18 protein-coding genes are annotated in these 18827 nt (G+C 37.4%); 10 read left to right on the top strand and 8 right to left on the bottom strand.

Features of this window, described 5'->3' with window-relative positions:
- The first annotated feature begins 372 nt into the window (after positions 1-372).
- From AC3WOM_RS24375 to AC3WOM_RS24330, 10 genes are all read left to right on the top strand, one after another.
- Positions 373-2157: a XylR N-terminal domain-containing protein gene (locus AC3WOM_RS24375; RefSeq protein ID WP_492448731.1), complete on the top strand. Its 1785-nt coding sequence runs from the start codon at positions 373-375 to the stop codon at positions 2155-2157.
- Between the two features lie 171 nt (positions 2158-2328).
- Positions 2329-3867 carry a 4-hydroxyphenylacetate 3-hydroxylase N-terminal domain-containing protein gene (locus AC3WOM_RS24370; RefSeq protein ID WP_427540932.1) on the top strand — a complete coding sequence of 513 codons (1539 nt, stop codon included), beginning with the start codon at positions 2329-2331 and terminating at the stop codon, positions 3865-3867.
- A 24-nt stretch (positions 3868-3891) separates the two neighbouring features.
- Positions 3892-4857 carry a catechol 2,3-dioxygenase gene (locus AC3WOM_RS24365; protein ID WP_427540935.1) on the top strand — a complete coding sequence of 322 codons (966 nt, stop codon included), beginning with the start codon at positions 3892-3894 and terminating at the stop codon, positions 4855-4857.
- 74 nt (positions 4858-4931) lie between these two features.
- On the top strand, positions 4932-5411 hold the full coding sequence (locus AC3WOM_RS24360) for a flavin reductase family protein (protein WP_427540938.1): 480 nt from the start codon (positions 4932-4934) through the stop codon (positions 5409-5411).
- A 12-nt stretch (positions 5412-5423) separates the two neighbouring features.
- Positions 5424-6212 (top strand): 2-keto-4-pentenoate hydratase, encoded by a 789-nt coding sequence (locus AC3WOM_RS24355; RefSeq protein WP_492448730.1) that lies wholly within the window; start codon positions 5424-5426, stop codon positions 6210-6212.
- A gap of 2 nt (positions 6213-6214) precedes the next feature.
- Positions 6215-7099 carry an acetaldehyde dehydrogenase (acetylating) gene (locus AC3WOM_RS24350; protein WP_492448729.1) on the top strand — a complete coding sequence of 295 codons (885 nt, stop codon included), beginning with the start codon at positions 6215-6217 and terminating at the stop codon, positions 7097-7099.
- Positions 7100-7114: 15 nt separating this feature from the next.
- Complete coding sequence (gene dmpG, locus AC3WOM_RS24345; RefSeq protein WP_492448728.1) at positions 7115-8128, top strand: 4-hydroxy-2-oxovalerate aldolase; 1014 nt, start codon at positions 7115-7117, stop codon at positions 8126-8128.
- Positions 8129-8145: 17 nt separating this feature from the next.
- Positions 8146-8937, top strand: coding sequence for a 2-keto-4-pentenoate hydratase (locus tag AC3WOM_RS24340; protein WP_492448727.1), 792 nt, complete (start codon positions 8146-8148; stop codon positions 8935-8937).
- Positions 8938-8954: 17 nt separating this feature from the next.
- Positions 8955-9149, top strand: coding sequence for a 4-oxalocrotonate tautomerase (locus AC3WOM_RS24335; RefSeq protein WP_427540953.1), 195 nt, complete (start codon positions 8955-8957; stop codon positions 9147-9149).
- A gap of 16 nt (positions 9150-9165) precedes the next feature.
- Positions 9166-10641 (top strand): aldehyde dehydrogenase, encoded by a 1476-nt coding sequence (locus AC3WOM_RS24330; RefSeq protein ID WP_492448726.1) that lies wholly within the window; start codon positions 9166-9168, stop codon positions 10639-10641.
- A gap of 118 nt (positions 10642-10759) precedes the next feature.
- Here the strand turns inward: AC3WOM_RS24330 and AC3WOM_RS24325 are convergent, their stop codons facing one another.
- From AC3WOM_RS24325 to serA, 8 genes are all read right to left on the bottom strand, one after another.
- Positions 10760-11692, bottom strand: coding sequence for a hypothetical protein (locus AC3WOM_RS24325; RefSeq protein WP_492448725.1), 933 nt, complete (start codon positions 11690-11692; stop codon positions 10760-10762).
- Positions 11679-12173 (bottom strand): RNA polymerase sigma factor, encoded by a 495-nt coding sequence (locus AC3WOM_RS24320; protein ID WP_427540962.1) that lies wholly within the window; start codon positions 12171-12173, stop codon positions 11679-11681. The genes AC3WOM_RS24325 and AC3WOM_RS24320 overlap by 14 nt, the downstream gene beginning before the upstream one ends.
- Positions 12174-12276: 103 nt before the next feature.
- Complete coding sequence (locus tag AC3WOM_RS24315) at positions 12277-13413, bottom strand: ABC transporter permease (RefSeq protein ID WP_492448724.1); 1137 nt, start codon at positions 13411-13413, stop codon at positions 12277-12279.
- 1 nt (position 13414) lies between these two features.
- A complete protein-coding gene (locus AC3WOM_RS24310; protein WP_427540968.1) occupies positions 13415-14650 on the bottom strand; it encodes a hypothetical protein in 1236 nt (411 codons plus the stop codon).
- Complete coding sequence (locus tag AC3WOM_RS24305; RefSeq protein ID WP_427540971.1) at positions 14647-15528, bottom strand: ABC transporter ATP-binding protein; 882 nt, start codon at positions 15526-15528, stop codon at positions 14647-14649. Before AC3WOM_RS24305 ends, AC3WOM_RS24310 begins: the two co-directional genes overlap by 4 nt.
- The gene (locus AC3WOM_RS24300) at positions 15522-16280 is read right to left on the bottom strand and encodes a hypothetical protein (RefSeq protein WP_427540974.1); all 759 of its coding nucleotides are present in this window, start codon (positions 16278-16280) and stop codon (positions 15522-15524) included. Before AC3WOM_RS24300 ends, AC3WOM_RS24305 begins: the two co-directional genes overlap by 7 nt.
- On the bottom strand, positions 16270-16827 hold the full coding sequence (locus AC3WOM_RS24295; RefSeq protein WP_427540977.1) for an RNA polymerase sigma factor: 558 nt from the start codon (positions 16825-16827) through the stop codon (positions 16270-16272). Before AC3WOM_RS24295 ends, AC3WOM_RS24300 begins: the two co-directional genes overlap by 11 nt.
- Positions 16828-16970: 143 nt before the next feature.
- Positions 16971-18578, bottom strand: a complete 1608-nt coding sequence (gene serA / locus AC3WOM_RS24290) for a phosphoglycerate dehydrogenase (protein ID WP_427540980.1) — start codon at positions 18576-18578, stop codon at positions 16971-16973.
- Between the last annotated feature and the right edge of the window lie 249 nt (positions 18579-18827).

The following is an 18827-nucleotide window of genomic DNA, read 5'->3' as shown; positions in this document are numbered from 1 at the left end:
GAAAGCGAAGCGTCAGCGGCAAAGCGAGTAGCCTGGAACGGAAATCACCTTCATTTTGACTTAGTAGTATTCACAAAAAGTCCCTTGACCATTTAGTTTTTCAACACTATGAAAAATGTACTGATCCAACAAAGGATCAGTACATTTTTTTTGAAATTTATTGAAACAAATTGAGGTTTTATCGAAACTTTTTCGTGAAATATCGAAACAAGCCCAAGCTTTATTGAAACAACACCCCTAAATAAATTGAATTATCAAAAAAATAAATTTATACTAAATAAAAGTAAACACTTTCAATCTAGTGATTTCGATTTGGAGAAATGTACAAGCCTTTTTTGTTGTAAAGACTGCAAGTTTATGGGGGTGTATATAGTGAAAGCAAATCGTTTAGTGTTTGAAAATGCCATTGATATTAATCCGCGTTCGGGCATTATAAAGTTCAATGGAAATCGAATGATCCTAAAATCAGCTGAGGCACTTGGATTTTTTAGGCGTGATATTATTCAAACGTTGAATATGGAGCGAGCAAAGGGTTTTTTATTACGCTATGGTTGGGCGTGTGGCTATAGTGCTGGTGGCTCTATTGAGAAAATGTACAATTGGAAAGAGTTAAAAGAGTTGATAAGAGCTGGTGCTGCAATCCATACATTAGAGGGCGTTGTCAGTGTAGAAATTGATGTACTTGAAATAAGTGACGATAAATTTGAAATGGAAGGCAAGTGGTTCCATTCTTATGAGGCGGAGGAGCATGTTCGCCATTTTGGCTTTAGTGACGAAAGTGTATGCTGGACCTTGATTGGTTATGTAGCAGGCTTTCTAGCAAAAACTTATTCAAGAGAAGTCGTTGTTTTTGAGGAAAAATGTCGTGGTAAATGTGATGACTATTGTAAATTTGTCGTTAGAACTAAGGAGCATGCTACAGCAGAGCAATTAGATTTATTACGATATTTTCAAGAAACCTCCTTATCTGATGAATTAGACGCTACGTATAATGAATTAAAATCACTGAATAATTCTATCCTACATTCTGACACCATCCACAAACAAATGACACATGCAATGCTTGAGGGCTATACGTTAAATCAACTCTTACATCTTTTAAGTGATGCGTTGCAATGTAGTATAATAATTGAGCGGAGATACTTATTGAAGCCAATTGGTTATTATTTTATGCATAAGGATGATGAACAGCTTTATATAGAAGGAAATCGTAAGAAAAAAGAGTTTCGACATGAGTATGAGATTATGACTATGAAAAAGCAATTGGGGACTTTAGTGATTCTTAGCCATAATGAGTTAATGCGAGAGCAGGAAATGATTATTGAACGCGCTGTGACGGTATTCTCAATTTATTTATATACACAGATGCAAATTGCTCAATCACAATGGCAAAGAAAGTCCGATTTTTTAGATGAAATCATGAGTAGACAATCTTCCACAGAGGCACTCATTAAAAAGGCCCGTAGCATTTTCTATTTTGATCCTAGTAAAAACAATCGTGTAATAGTCATAACATCTGAGTATGAGGAACCTGAAACTTTGCATAGCTTTTTAATAACAGAGTATTTAAATATTGAGTGTTTTATTAAAAATCAAGAAATCCTACTTATTTTAGAGGATTGTGAAAAGAATATCGAATATATGTCAGATTTTGTTAGTGTATTAACAAAACGATTAAAAGAGCGGTTTAAGCAATCTATATTCCAAATTGGTGTGGGGAAAAATGCCGATAAGTTAGAAGAAATCGGAAACAGCCACAATGAGGCTAGACTGATTTGTCAATTTCTACGATATGCAGCACCTAGACAGACACAATCTGAAATTTACGAAAACTTTCAGCATATTATGTTATTTTTAAAGACAACAAACCCAAGGGAGCTCTTACAGTTCTATGAAGAGGTGCTAGGTCAGCTAATAAAATATGATGAGCAAAATAATGCAACACTTGCCCATACTTTAGAGGTTTTTTTAAACCACAGTGGTAATGTCAATAAAACAGCAAAGGCTTTGAGTCTTTCAATTCCAGGATTCCGTTATAGAATGGAAAAAATTGAAACTTTATTGCAAGAAGATTTACGGACAGGAGATGGACGCTTTCGATGCCAGTTAGCCCTGAAAATCTATTACGTGATGAAAGCATTAGAAAATAAAAAGTAAGAAAAGTCAGCGAATTTGCTGGCTTTTTTCTATTTTCTGCATATATTCCTTTCAAATTTGAAGGAAAAACAGTAGAATTCTATACTTTTTATTAATTATCTAAAAATTCCGAAAGAATTATATTTAAATAGACATGTCAAACAAGAAAAAATAATTGTAGGGGGGAAGGGAATGGTTGTAAAGCAAGGTACGAAGCCATTGACAGGGCAGGAATATTTAGAAAGTTTAAAGGATAGTCGGGAAATTTGGTTACATGGTGAACGTGTAAAGGATGTCACGACTCATCCAGCTTTTCGGAATTCGGCACGATCGATATCACGTTTATATGATGCCATGCATGACCCAAAATACAAAGATATTTTAACTTGTGAAACGGATACGGGTAGTGGAGGTTATACCCATAGTTATTTCCGTGCAGCACGTAGCGCGGATGATTTAATTAAAGGACGGGATGCTATTGTTGCTTGGGCCCGCCTTACATATGGGCAGATGGGGCGGACACCAGACTACAAGGCTTCATTCCTTGCAACACTTGGTGGAAATCCTGAATACTATTCACCTTATCAAGAAAATGCGAAGCGTTGGTATAAGGAGTCACAAGAACGAAATTGGTTCTTTAATCATGCAATTGTGAACCCGCCTGTAGATCGACACAAAGATGTCCATGAAGTAGGGGATGTTTTTATCCAAGTGGAACGTGAAACGGACGAAGGTTTGATTATTAGTGGCTCGAAGATGGTAGCTACAGGCTCAGCTATAACTAATTACAATTTTGTGGGCACGTATGGTTTACCGATTAAAGATAAAAAATTTGCTGTTGTCTTTATTGCCCCAATGGATGCACCTGGTGTAAAGCTTATTAGTCGCGCATCGTATGAGATGACGTCTGCGGTTATGGGGAGTCCATTTGATTATCCGCTAAGTAGTCGTTTCGATGAAAATGATGCAGTACTTGTATTTGAGCAAGCGCTTATTCCATGGGAAAATATTTTAATTTATGAAGATATGCAAAAGACAACTTCATTCTTTGTAGAAAGCGGTTTCATTAATCGCTTTACTTTCCAAGGTGTCACACGCTTAGCGGTGAAATTAGATTTTATTATTGGTGTATTGTTGAAGGCATTAAAGACGGCAGGCACTGATCAATTCCGTGGTGTTCAGGTTCATATTGGAGAAATTATTGCTTGGCGTCATATGTTCTGGTCATTAAGTGATGCGATGGCATTGAACCCTGAGAAAAAAGAAAATGGCATCGTTATTCCGAATTTAAATGGTGGACTAGCCTATCGCGTATTTTTACAGGAAGGTTGGCCAAAGATTAAAGGCATTATTCAGCAAATTGTAGCAGGGAATTTAATTGTCCAGCCATCTAGCGCAAGAGATTTTTTAAACGAGGAATTCCGTCCGACATTAAATAAGCTTTATCGTGGTTCAAATGGTATTGAAGCGCTTGAAAAAATTAAAACCATAAAGCTACTTTGGGATGCAATTGGTACTGAATTTGGTGGTCGGAGTGAATTATACGAACGTAATTATGCTGGAAATCATGAGGATATCCGATTACAAACATTATTTGGCGCTCAAGGCAGTGGTAAAACAGATGAGTTTATTGCTTTTGCTGAGCAATGTATGGCTGATTACGATTTAACAGGGTGGACAGATCCGACTTGGGTTAATCCTGATGATGTGAATTATTTTACAAATAAATAAAGATAACAGTAGGGGGAATGTTTGATGACAAATTTTGATGTAGCGCAATTAGCGCATGTGGAGCTTTTTACGCCAAAGCCAGAGGAATCTTTAAAGTTTTTCACAGATTATATGGGGCTACAAATTACAGCACGTGAGGGGCAATCGGTTTATCTACGAGGCTATGAAGATTTTTATCATCACACACTAAAGCTTACGGAAGGAAAGGAAGCAGGCCTTGGACATTCTGCATGGCGAGCAAGTTCACCAGAAGCGCTGGAGCGTCGTGTCGCATCTTTAGAAAAAAGCGGTTACGGAAAAGGTTGGATTGATGGCGATTTAGGTCATGGTCGTGCTTACCAATTCGTCACACCAGATGGACACAATCAAGAAATTTTGTGGGAAGTAGATTATTTCCAGCCAGCTGAAGATCAAAAAACTTTATTAAAAAGTCGTCCGCAAAAGCGTCCATTAATGGGTATTCCAGCACGTCGTTTAGATCATATCAATTTAATGTGTAGGGATGTAGCAAAAAACCGTGAGTTTATGTCTGAGCATTTAGGCTTCAAGTTACGTGAACAAATTGTTCTGAACAATGATGAAGAAATCGGAGCATGGATGAGTGTTAGTCCACTTGTACATGAGGTAGCGTTAATGAACGACCAAACTGGCAACAGTGGTCGCTTCCATCATATTGCATTTTGGTACGGTTATCCTCAGCATCTTATGGATACGGCAGATATTTTTGTGGAAAATGGTATTCAAATAGAGGCTGGCCCTGGAAAACATGGTGTAAGTCAAGCGTACTTCATGTATGTAATGGAGCCTGGTGGCAATCGAGTTGAATTATTTGGCGATTCAGGCTACCTGATTTTCGATCCTGATTGGAAGCCGATAACATGGCGCGAGAATGAGTTAGATGAAGCGATTATTTGGTATGGCTCTCCACTACCAAATGAGTATTTCTTGTATGGCACACCAGATCGAGCAGTAAAGGTTCCAGTGAAGTAAAAAAGTCCAAACAGCTGTCTTAAATACTACTTTAAAGTATTTGAGACAGCACTATATCATGAGGAGGTTATGTAATGGAGGATCGTCTATTTAGAAATGCGATGGGGAAATTTGCAACAGGTGTCACAGTGATTACAACAAATGTTAATGGCAAAATACATGGCATGACTGCAAATGCGTTCATGTCTGTTTCACTTGATCCAAAATTAGTTGTCATCTCTATTGGTGAAAAAGCTTCTATGCTTAAGCATATCCAACAAAGCGGTACATTTACTGTCAATTTTTTATCGGCTCAACAGCAAGAGCTGTCAATGCTATTTGCTGGACAAATCAAAGAAAAGCGGAATGTAACATTCGGTGATTTACAAGGTGCACCGACAATTGAAGGTGCTATTGCACAAGTAAGCTGTGAGGTGGCAAGCACGTATATAGAAGGTGATCATACGTTATTTATTGGACGAGTGAAAAACATTCATCTAGAAGATGGGGAGCCATTGCTATTTTTTAATGGACGATATGGAGCATTATCATCGGAAACACCGGTGCAGATCTAGGAGGAGGTAGGCATGGATAGACAATTATACGCAAAGAAATTACAGGAAGCTGAGGTGTCGAAGCAACCTATCGCCCCTTTAACATCTACTATTCCAGATATAACTGTAAATGACGCTTATGCTATTCAATTACTTCAAATTGCTGCAAAGCAACAGGAGGGGAAGCATATTGTCGGTAAGAAAATTGGCTTAACGAGTAAGGTAATGCAGCAGCAATTTAATGTGTCAGAGCCAGACTACGGTCATATTTTATCGAATATGGTGGAGGTCGATGGTGCAACAATTTCACTAAATCATTTTATTCAGCCAAAGCTGGAATTTGAGATTGCGTTCGTTTTAAAGAAGGACTTGTACGGGCCAAATATTACAGTGGAGGATGTTGTTGAGGCAACGGATTACATCGTCCCTGCATTAGAAGTAATTGATAGCCGGATAGCTGATTGGAAAATTCGTTTTGAAGATACTGTTGCAGACAATGGTTCCTCTGCAATGGTGATTATTGGTGGAAATCCTACAAAATTGCTAGATGTAGACTTACCGCATATGGGTATGAATGTTTACCGAAACGGTGAGTTGTTTGATAGTGCCGCTGCTGCCGCTGTAATGGGCGATCCATTACGTGCAGTTGCATGGTTAGCTAATAAGCTTAGTAAATATCATATCGGTTTACAGGCAGGTGAATTTGTGTTGGCAGGTGCTTTGACAGCCGCAGTCACAATTGAGGACGGAGATACGTTTGTAGCAGAGTTTGCTCATTTAGGTGCTGTGTCCGCTACGTTTAGGCTGAAGGAGGAGAAATGAAGATGGCAAAACTAAAGGTTGCGATTTTAGGCTCGGGTAATATCGGTACCGATTTAATGTACAAAATCGAACGTAGTGAGTACTTATCAATGAGTGTCATGGTAGGAATTGACCCTGCCTCTGAGGGAATTCAACGTGCAAAGTCTCGTGGTTATCTTACAATCACAAATGGAATTGAAGGATTAGTGGTCTGTCCAGAGCTCTTTGATATTGTGTTTGATGCCACAACGGCAAAGGCACATTCGATACACAGTGAGAAAGTGCTTGCCCTTGGTAAAAAGATTATTGATTTAACGCCAGCTGCTATTGGTCCATTTGTTGTGCCATGTGCTAATTTGAAAAAATTCGCAACGGCCGAAAATGTCAATATGGTGACTTGTGGTGGGCAAGCGACTATTCCAATTGTCTATGCGATTAATCAAGTAGCTGATGTTGAATATGCGGAAATTGTTGCTACAGTAGCAAGTAAAAGCGCTGGACCTGGTACTCGGGCTAATATTGATGAATTTACAAGAACTACAGCAAGGGCAATAGAGGACGTGGGTGGAGCGAGCAAGGGCAAGGCCATTATTATTTTAAATCCAGCTGATCCACCGATTATGATGCGTGATACTGTGCATGTTTTAGTAAATGAGCGTAATAGGGAGCAAGAAATTTTAAAAGCTATTGAAGATATAGTGCAAGCTGTTCAACAATATGTACCAGGATATCGACTGACAAGTGCTCCTATTTTTAATGGTCAACAAGTATCAATTTTTTTAGAGGTGGAGGGAGCAGGAGATTTCTTCCCGACCTATTCAGGAAATCTAGATATTATGACGGCTGCAGCAGTACAAGTAGGGAATGAGATTGCTAAACAGCAACATGCAACAGTGAAATCGAACTAAACGGAGGTGAGTGTAATGAAAAAAATAACAGTTTTAGATGTGACATTACGTGATGGCAGTCATTCTATGCGTCATGCATTTACAGAGCAGCAGGTGAGAGCGGTTGCGCGCGGTTTAAGGAAGGCAAAGGTGAAATATTTTGAGGTATCCCATGGAGATGGATTAGGGGGCTCCTCATTACAGTATGGATTTTCCAAGGTAGATGAACTGAAGTTAATAGAAGCAGCACAAGAAGAATGTGGGGATTCGGCTATTTCGGTGTTAATTTTACCAGGCATTGGTGTAAAGGAAGATTTAAAAGACGCGGTAAAGGCTGGAGCTAAAATGGTCCGTGTTGCAACCCATGTAACCGAGGCTGATGTTGCTGGTCAACATATTTACTTAAGTCGGGAGCTAGGATTGAAAACAGTTGGATTTTTAATGATGGCACATATGGCTCCAACATCTGTAATCGTTGAACAGGCAAAATTATTTGAGAGTTACGGTGCTGAAATTATTTATGTGACAGATTCAGCAGGTGCTATGCTTCCTCATGAGGTTAAGGAACGAGTAGCTGCATTAAAGTCGCATGTTTCCTGTGAGATTGGCTTTCATGCACATAATAATTTATCACTTGCTATGGCTAATACAATTGCTGCTGTTGAAGCGGGTGCTACGTATGTGGATGGTAGTTTACGCTGTTTGGGTGCAGGTAGTGGGAATACACAAACGGAGGTAATGGTGGCTGTTTTTGATCGTCTAGGCTATGAAACTGGTATTGATTTATATAGTGTAATTGATGTTGCGAATGAAGTGGTTGCACCCTTTATGCCTCGTCCTCAAGAAATAACAGGCTCTAGTTTAATAATGGGCTACGCAGGTGTTTACTCTAGCTTTTTATTATTTACGCAGGAAGCGGCAAAGAAATATAACGTAGATGAGCGTGAAATTTTAGTGGAGCTTGGCAAAATGAAGGCAGTAGGTGGGCAAGAGGATTTAATCGCAGAAATTGCTCGAGAGTTAGCCAATCATAAGCAGACAGTAAACTAGAAGCGGAGGAACGCCCGATGATGAAAACCGATACGTTAGATCAAATTGCGTATGAGTTGTATAAAGCAGAGCGAGATAGGTCAGAGGTTACGAAGTTTGTTGATCAATATCCAGAGCTGACAGTGGAAACTGCCTATAATATTCAAGATAAATTAATTGAACTGAAATGTATGCATGAGGAAACAACTATTTCAGGGCTAAAGCTTGGGTTAACGAGTAAGGCAAAGCAACAAATGATGGGAGTTCATGAGCCTTCTTACGGTGTGCTGTTAGCGAATATGGAGTTAAATGCAAAGCTGCCGATTTCAGTAAAATCTCTCATTCACCCGAAAATTGAACCAGAGATTGCCTTTGTATTTAAGCAGGATTTGGGTGGCCCGATTGTAACCGTTGCACAGGTGTTGAAAGCAACTGATTATATTGCGCCTGCAATGGAGATTATCGATAGTCGTTATTTAAATTTTAATTTTACATTACCGGATGTAATCGCTGATAACTCTTCTTCCTCTCGTTACATAGTGAGTTCGCAAAAATATGCGGTAAACGAGGTGGATCTTGTGAATATGGGCTGTATTTTCATGCAAAATGATGAGATTTTTGCGACAAGTACAGCGGGTTCAGTGATGGGATATCCAGCACGAGCCATAGCATGGATGGCTAATAAATTAATCGCTCGTGGACAACATATACGAGCTGGAGATATTGTGCTGAGTGGCGCGTTAACAGGCTCTGCAACAATGCATGCAGGGGATAACTTTACTGTAAGCTTTGACGGAATGGAGTCATTAACAGTTCAAGTAGAACGATAGCAAAGGGGGCAGGTGGAATGCCATTTATTCAAATAACATTTATTGAGGGACGGACACCAGAGCAAAAGGAACGGTTAATTGCAGAAGTAAGCCAAACCGTTTCATCTGTATTAGATGCACCACTTGAAACAGTTCGTGTGTGCTTAAATGAAATCCCAAGCACTCATTGGGGAATTGCAGGGAAGTCTATCCAACGTCGTCAAAATGAATAATAAGGAGTGGTCTACGATGGAGAATACACAAACGAAATTGAAAGAAGTTAAACTATTTATAAATGGAGAATATGTAGAATCTTCTTCTCGAACATTATTCGAGGTGAAAAATCCTGCGACCCAGGAAATTATTGCAAAAGTTCATGAAGCAAGCTTTGAAGATGTGGATCGGGCGTGTGAAGCAGCACGGCAAGCTTTTGAAGTAGGTCCTTGGCGTACAATGCCTTTATCTGAGCGTTTAGCGAAAATTCGTCGGATGGCAGAAATTATTCTAGAACGCAAAGAGGAGTTAGCGCGCCTTGAAGCATTAGATGTTGGTAAGCCTTATCAAGTAGCATTAGAACGTGAGATTCCTCGTGCCGCGGAAAATTTGAAGTTTTTTGCTGATTTTATGGAACAGCAAGGTGGCGAAGTATATCCGATGGACGATGCTTATTTAAATTATACGCGCTATGAACCAGTTGGGGTTGCAGCATTAATAACACCTTGGAATTTACCGTTTATGCTAACTACGTGGAAGCTTGGTCCATGCCTGGCTTCGGGAAATACAGCGGTCATAAAACCAGCAGAAATTACACCATTAACTGTATCGTTACTTGGTGAGATTGCACAACAGGCAGGCATTCCAGATGGGGTTGTTAACGTTGTCCACGGCTTTGGAGTACAATCAGCAGGGGAATTTATGACGACACATCCTGAAGTTGATTTAATTTCCTTCACAGGGGAAACGACGACAGGGAAAGCAATCATGAAAAACGGTGCTGATTCATTGAAAAAAGTTTCCTTTGAATTAGGAGGGAAGGCGGCAAATATTATTTTTGAAGATGCCAACTTAGAAAAAGCCATCCCTATATCGATTCAAGCAGCATTTATGAACTCTGGTCAAGTTTGTCTAGCAGGGTCACGTATTTTAGTGCAACGTTCAATTTTAGATGAATTCCTTACACGTTTTAAAGAGGCGGCTGCAGCATTAGTAGTTGGTGATCCGCAAGATGCTAAGACGAATATGGGGCCAGTCGTAAGTGAAGCACATTATAATAAGGTAACGAGTTATTTAAGTGTAGCTGAATATGAAAATTCTACGCTTATTTATGGTGGTAAACGACCTGAATTACCAGCTCAATTAAGTACGGGGTATTATTTACAGCCGACAATTTATTTACAAGAAAATCCGCAAGCTCGCATTTGCCAAGAGGAGATTTTCGGTCCTATCGTTACAATTATCCCGTTTAATACAGAGGAAGAGGCACTTGCAATAGCTAATGGAACAGAGTACGGTTTAAATGCAGTTGTCTGGACCGAGAATTTACAGCGTGCACACCGTATTTCTCATGATGTACGTGCAGGTACAATTTGGGTAAATTGCTGGTTTGTGCGCGACTTACGAGCTCCTTTTGGAGGCTTTAAAAAGAGTGGCATAGGACGTGAAGGCGGCCACCATAGCTTGGAATTTTTCACAGAAGCAAAAAATATATGTATTGCGTTGAAATGAAAATAATCAGTGGAGGACGAAAAGGCCCTCCACTGATTAAAATGCACTTTATCGAAAAAGTTTGATGGAATATCGAAATAAATTGAGGTTTTATCGAAACTTTTTAGAGAAATATCGATTAAAAATGTACATTAAATGCAAGATACAGCCATGTAAAGGCAGTTGCAATAAATAGTTGAACCACAGCGCTCACTATTAGGTAACCTTGAGGTTCACCAGCTTTTTTTCGGTAGTATATTTGCATTATAGAGTAGATTGTAAATAAGCTATATATTGTCGTTACGTGTATAGAATGCCAAAGTAAATAAATTGCGTATAAAATACCTGAAAACAAGACAAGCATGATGGCATTTGCGGTTGCATGTTCAACTGTAGCAGCGAAAAAGCGCCGTTCGGTATGAGGCATTCTTTTTTTAGCTAGCCAAAGTGTAAAGTGTGTAAGTAATATGAAAATATTTCCTAAAATCATCTTGGTGGAACGTTTATCATCGTAGTATAACTCTATTGAACTAAACGCATTTTCTGATTGAATGGCATGCTCAGTTTGGATATTAAAGAGAGTATCATAGTTTAGTACCTTCCATTTCTCTTGTGATCCATCAGAATAGACAATCAATAAGTCTTGAGGTTTAATGTAACGATTTGCTTCCCACTGCTGAGCTGTTACTGAAACTGTAGGCGCATGTTCCATTTGTTCTTCAAGCTGAGATAATAGTTGTTTATTAGTATAGCATTGCTGAGGTACATAAAGGCACGATGCTTTTGCGATAAACGTTTTTTTATTTTCATTAGTTTGTACATAGGCTTTAGCAATTGTTTTATTCGAATCTGCTGTGAGTGGCAGGTCAGTCGGTCTTTGGATAAAAGACAAAATTAATATCGATAGAATGGTCATAAATAGTAGAGACACTACAGGAATCTGCCAAGCCTTTTTTATTGGTCGTTTTTCTATTATCCTAGGTGTAGTAATATGATGTAGTATTTTTTCCTGCTGTTGCTTTGTCAGCTTTAGGTCACGTAAATGTTGCCAAGACTTTTCATAGCTCTTCATCAAATTCACCTCCAAGTTGCTTTTTTAATGCAACAAGTGCACGTTTTAAAGTGTTTTTTACTTTCCCTTCATTCCAGCCCAAGACATCACAGGTCTCCTGAATGGTTAAGCCCTCAATCTTTCGTAAAATAATAACATCTCGATAAGTAAGCTTAAGTCTGCTAATTGCAAGATAAAGCGACTGTGCATCTTCTTGCTGAGTTATCCATTGATGTGGGGAGGTAGGGTCTTGCTCCTCATGATCGTTTAAAAAAGGGACAAATTGAATAAGTCTTTTGCGGCGGTAATGATCGTAGGCTAGATTACGTGCAGTGCTCCTTAACCATGCTAGTTCAGCACCTTCTTTAATTGTCTGCTGGTATTTGAAAAAGCGAATAAATGTCTCCTGTGTGAAATCCTCCGCTAACTTTTCATCATTGAGTAAGTAATATAAGTATTTAAAAATGGTTTGATTATGTAGATAAAACTGTTCTTCAAACATCCAGCCTCTGCACCTCCTTTTCTTTAAAGACGAATGACTTTGCGAAAAGTATCATTTTAACTAAAAAAACGCACTTGCCAAACATGGCTAAGTACGTTTTATATTACATAATATCTTTCCGAGATTCACGACGCCAAGCATAGCGCGTAAGTATGACTGTAAGGCTAATCAGTAGAATGTAGCCAGCTGGTGCAAGCCATTTAGGATGCCAAATCCAAATAATATCTGTAATCATAAACTTTGTGACCCCAGCTATCATACCAAACATAACAACAATTTGAATGCCAATCAATGCAATTGTATTGTGGGCAAATACCGAAATAGCCATCGATACTATTCCTAAAAGTACTGCTCCAATAAAGACTACAGTAATTGTTAAAATGATATATTGGAAAAACGTCATATCGTACCAGTAATAGTACCAGCTAAATGAAGACAAAGGTAAGTCAAAATGGGAAGAAGTGTTATTTGTTGTATACATGGCTAAATAAATAAACATTAATACAATTGTTATAAACACTGCACTGACAAGCCCTGCAAGCCATTTTGTCCAAAATATTTGCCGTCCCTTTTTCGATGTATATTGCAATGGAATAATAGATGTTACCTTGTCTCTAAGAAAAATAGGAGATAGCAGAATAGCTATGCTAAATAAGATAATAATAGCTAAATTTTCTGTAATACTACGAAAATTATCTAATACAATGCTAGAGTATATCGTATGCTTTCTGTCATTCAATATTTGCTCAAAACGCTGCTGCTGTGCTCCAGATGTGCGTTCGATTTCTGCTTGAAGTGATTTTTCATGGTATTGGTAGCGTTCGATTAAACTTTCCCATGCTTGCAATACCCATGGGAAGTCCTCTGTGCTACGAAAAGTAATAGCATCACGATACTCTGAAAGTTGCTCATCTTCCGATTCAATATGACGAAATGCTTCGTATGTTGTAATACCCAACTCCGTAGCTTTCGGGTCATGGTCTAAAAATGCATCTGCCTTCTTTTTCTCCTGCTTGTACATGGCTAATAATTCTTTATATTCTTTTTCATCTATTTCTGCCCCATACTTTGGAATCAGCTGCTGCTCAATTGCAAATGTATCCCCTGCAGGACGACCATTTGGAAAGACTTCGATATGAAATTCTAATAATAACCAATAAAGAAGTATATTAACAAATAAAATTAATGCTACGATCTTCCATGAAAATATTTTCCTCACTTCCATCCAAAATAGCTGCATATTATACAATATCCTTTCTATTAAATCGTCTGATTGCGTATGTTACGCAAGGAGCACTAATAAGCCCACATAAAGCTAGTGTCCAAGCCTCATGATATTTAAACATCATTAAATTAGAGACTCCAGAAAAATACATATGTGGGTTGAGCAAAAGTAATGTTAAATTCAAATGCATAAATAGCATTAGTGTTGGGATACCTTTAAAGAACATTGGTACAACAAACATACTTACGAGAAGTAATATACTTGCTATCCAAGCGAGATAACTATTTTTTATGATAGAACTTATGCAAAATGTTAGGAGTGATATTATAAGTAATGTGATAACGAGAATGGTAATCGTTAATAATAAATACTCCCAATATTCAATAGGCCACCATGTTATGTACGGCCATTTATACTCCCAGTTCAAACCACTGGTAATAAGTGCAGTCCATAAACCAGAAAAATCATATACCGTAAAAAACGTCAGTAATGATAATCCGAATAATGGTAGTAAGATAATGGGAGTTGCCAAAAGACTTGCCATTAATTTATTAAGCATTAAGAGGCGACCTTTTTTTGTCGCGAATGTTACAAGTTGTGTTCGATGTTCAAATTCATAATTCGTAATAAGTGTTGTGAGAAGTACAACTAAAATAACGCCTTCCATAGCGATATTCTTTATAAGATGACGAAATAATTCATTATGCATTTGATAATTACCTGCGAAAAACCAATTCTTATACTCGTTTGTTTCTTTTATTTCTGTTAATCGATCATTTAATTTATCATATTCACTCGTAACAAAGTCAGCTGTCCAGTTAGTAAATCCAAATTCTGTAATCGTTTCTTCCTTTAGCAGTTCAATGTTTAGTTTAGCGTAGCGTTCATCTAAACCTATACCAAGATTAATATACATTTGCATCAAATTTATACGATCAATCTCTTTTTGTTCAGTTAAAGTAGTATTATGGTATTTTTCATAATTCATGGAATTGATAAAAGTGTTTACATCTTGAAATTGAGGATTAAGCTTTTTCACATCTATATTCAAATCTTCCTGCATTTTACGTAAAATCTCATCATTAAAAGTATCACCGTATTTTTCAATAATGACATTTACTATTTTTAATTCATCTTTTTTATAGGAGTTACTAATAACCGTAAAAATATTAAATATAGTAAACAATGCAAGGAGTATTAAAATAGTGGGAGAATATAATGCTTTTTTTATTTCTAACCAAGTAATGCTCATTTGTTATTACCACTCGTATCTTCAGATGCATACTCCACTAAAAACACATCTTCAAGCTGCGGCTCTACTGACTTCCAAGATGGCTCTAATTTTTCTTCAGCTACAAAGCGAACAACCATTTTTCTTTGCTCTTGTTTTTCTGCTAATGTTATATAATTTTTTCGAAATTCAGTGATATCCTCATGACCCATCATTGTTTCAAAGACTTTTCCTGTGAGTATTGAGCAAATATTAACAACAGAATCTTTATGTGAAATGATATTATTTTTTATCATGATAATTTCATTCGCTATAGATTCGATGTCTGATACGATATGTGTAGAAATGATAATAATTCGGTTACGTGCAAGATCTGAAAGCATATGTCTAAAGCGAGCTCTCTCTTTTGGATCAAGCCCTGCCGTTGGTTCATCTAATATGATAATTTTGGGATTACTTAGAAGGGCTTGTGCAATACCTACCCGTTGGATCATTCCGCCTGAGAATTTACGCATTTTTTTATTTTTTACATCTTTGAGAGCCACCATATCAAGAACTTCATCGATTCGATAAGGGACAATTTGTTTATCCATGCCCTTTAATGCAGCTAAATAGTTTAAATATTGCTTTGGTGTAGAATGTTTATAATACCCAAAGTGCTGCGGTAAATAACCAATCTCCTCACGATACGATTGCCCCAATTTTTTGATAGATTGACCTTGATAAAAAATGTCACCAGTTGTTGGATTAATTAGTGTAACAAGCATTTTAATAAGAGTAGTTTTACCAGCGCCATTTGGAGCAAGTAAGCCATATATACCATTGTCAAACTGCAAATTAATATTTCGTAATGCTATAAAATTTCCATATTCTTTTCCTACATTTTGTACAACTAACATTCAACTACTCCTTCCTGACTTTTCGTTAATAAGCGTTTAAATGAATAGAGATGTAATACTAGCACTCCAACTAATAAGACACTATAGGCAGCAATAGGCAATTTATCTAAAAGTTCGCCATATTGTTGATCTACTGTGATAAGCAACAAACTATTTCCTACTATCCATGCCCCTATAAATCCAATACAACGTTTGAAGAATTGTCCATGATAAAGAGTTAAAAGCAGCCCAGATGAAAATAGAAATAATCCGGTTAAAGATAAAAGCACTAGTCGTAATACATCAATCTCAAATTTAAGTGATAATGCTAAAATGAAAGACATATTAACTAAAATAGCTATTCCGCTAAAGAAAAACATACGACATACAAGTACTTGAAAGACAGTAAATTTCATTGTCATTTCTAACTCAAAGGTATTGTTTGACCTTTTTTGATAGTATGCATATGCAGTTAAACTTAGGAAAACAAGTGGAGAGAGCATAAATAGCAGACCATTGAATTTGGTAGAATAAATGGTCGTTTCATTAGCTGTTAGCCAAATATAGCTGAAAATTAGTAATGTAAGAAATCCGCTAAATAGAGCTTCACCATAGCTAAGCACAACATATCTCCAGCCAATATACTGCTTTATATCAAGTAACAATTGTATAAAATTCAGTTGTTTTGGTAGCCCCTGATTAACTATAATTGTAACCTGTCGCTCTATTTCTTCTTCTGATGGATATGGAATCTCCCATTTTTTATTTCTCATATATGACTGCCCCCATTTCCTCTCTAAGTTTTTTTAATACTGCATAATATCTCGTTTTGACCGTTGATTCTGACAAATCCAAAAGCTCAGCAATCTGTTGGAATGTCAGTTCTAAAAAGAGCTTATAGCGAACGATTTGTTGGGTATGTGCTTCATTCTTATAAAGGAAGTGATTTATTTGCTCTAAATTCTCTTTTTTAATTAGGTAATCCATAATATTGACTGGATCTAATATTTCAAGATCTTCAACATAGTTTGTAAGCTGGCCAGCTTGATACGATTTTGAGCGAAAATAATCAATGCAATGATTGGAAGCAATACGATAGAGCCATGTACGAAAAGATGCTTTCTTCTTATTAAATCTAGAAATAGACTGTAGCATGCGTATGAAAATTTCCTGCGTCAAATCTAAAGCTAGTTGTTCATCTAAGATTTGTTTATAAACAAATGCAAATATTTCCTTATAATAGTGTTTAACAAGTCGATTAGCACTTTCCTCATGAGTAGATTGCTGCACACGTCGTATCCACTGACTTTCTAGATCCATCACATTATCACATCACTTTCATCGCTTCATTCATATATTCGTAAAGTTCTTTTAAATAGTTTTAATCTCTGCAATTTTTTTAGTGAGTACATAAAAAAGGACCCGAGTATTTAACTCAGGTCCTTACCATAAACTCTATTAAATTATAGGCTAATCGCTTTTACTTCATCAATATTTTCCAATTGTGCTACAAATGTTAAATCTTCTTCTGTTACCACATTATCGATTGTAAGCATCATGACAGCTGTTCCGCCAACCTGTGCACGGCCAACCTGCATTGTTGCGATGTTGATATCTTTTTCAGCTAGCTTTGTGGCTACACGACCAATTGCACCTGGTTTGTCCGTGTTTTTAATGTAAAGTAGGTGACCTTGTGGAATTACATCAACAACATAATCTTCTACTTTAACAATACGTGCACCTAGACCATTTAATAATGTACCAGCTACAGTGTGTGTTTCATTTGCTGTTTTAATTTCAATCGTAATTAAGCTAGTGAAGCCCTTAGCTGTCGTAGTTTTATGTTCATTAATTTTCATGCCGATACGCTCAGATAAATAGCGAGCATTTACATCATTCACATGGTTACCATGATTTTTAGATAATAAGCCTTTTAATGCATTTGATGTTAATGGGCGCACATCATAGTTTGCTACCTCACCAGCATAAGATAAATTGATTTCCTTTACAGGCTCAGCTGTCACTTGAGATAAGAATGAGCCTAGTTTTTCCGCTAACTCGAAGAAAGGTTCAACTTGTGCAAGTAGCTCTTTTGGAATAGAAGGCATATTCACTGGGTTAGTTACAGTACCGGTTTTATAGAATTTAATAATATCATTTGATACATCCACAGCTACAGATTCTTGAGCTTCAATTGTAGATGCACCTAAGTGAGGTGTTGCGATTACTTGTGGTAAAGTAAGAAGTTTATGATCCGTTGCTGGCTCAGATACGAATACGTCAAGAGCAGCCCCTGCTACTTTACCTTCTTCGATAGCATCATATAAATCGTCCTCATTAATAATACCGCCACGTGCACAGTTAATAATGCGAACGCCATCTTTCATCATAGCAAATTTATCTTTGTTAATTAGATTGCGTGTTTCAGGAAGAAGTGGTGTGTGTACTGTAATGAAATCTGCATTTTCGCAAATTTCTTCAACAGATGATTTTGTAACGCCTAATTCTTTTGCACGTTCATCTGTTAGGAATGGATCGTATGCCATTACGTTCATACGTTGTCCTTTAGCACGATATGCTACTTCAACACCAATACGACCAAAGCCTACAACACCTAAAGTTTTATTTTTAAGCTCAACCCCAACATATGATTTACGATCCCATTTTCCATTTTTCAATGTGTTAAATGCTTGTGGGATATGACGTGCAAGAGAAGTCATCATGGCAATAGTGTGCTCTGCAGCGGAGTTTGTGTTACCATCTGGTGCATTCACTACGATAATACCATGCTCTGTTGCTGCAGTAAGATCGATATTGTCCACACCTACACCAGCACGTCCGATAAGTTTTAAATTTTTCGCCGCTTCAATTACTTCGCGTGTTACCGTTGTTTGAGAACGAACTAGTAATACATCTACATCCGCAATTTTTGCGATTAATTCTTCTTGTGCCAGACCAGTATCAACAATGATATTAAGATCTAAATCTTGTTCTTGACGAAGTGGGAAAATACCATCTTCACTTAGTGGATCAGCGATAAATACGTTAATTGTTTTTGTTGCAGTAGTCATTTGTAATTAGCTCCTTTTAATTAAAATTTAGTGGTTTCTATATACGACAGTCTGAAATTTGTAAAATTCGTACATCTTACAGCATGCAAACAATCCCCTTTCAAAATTCATAACATCTGCCTGAGGCTTTAGGCCAACAGATGTTTTTTGTGCGAAAGCGTAGTGCTAACGCAGCGGCAGCAACATGATGTTTTTTGTGCGAAAGCGTAGTGCTAATGCAGCGACAGCAACATGATGTTTTTTGTGCGA

Source organism: Lysinibacillus sp. FW301-JW8 (genome assembly GCF_058788755.1).
The sequence above is the reverse complement of the archived record's forward strand: the minus strand, read 5'-3'. Positions and strand labels throughout refer to the sequence as shown.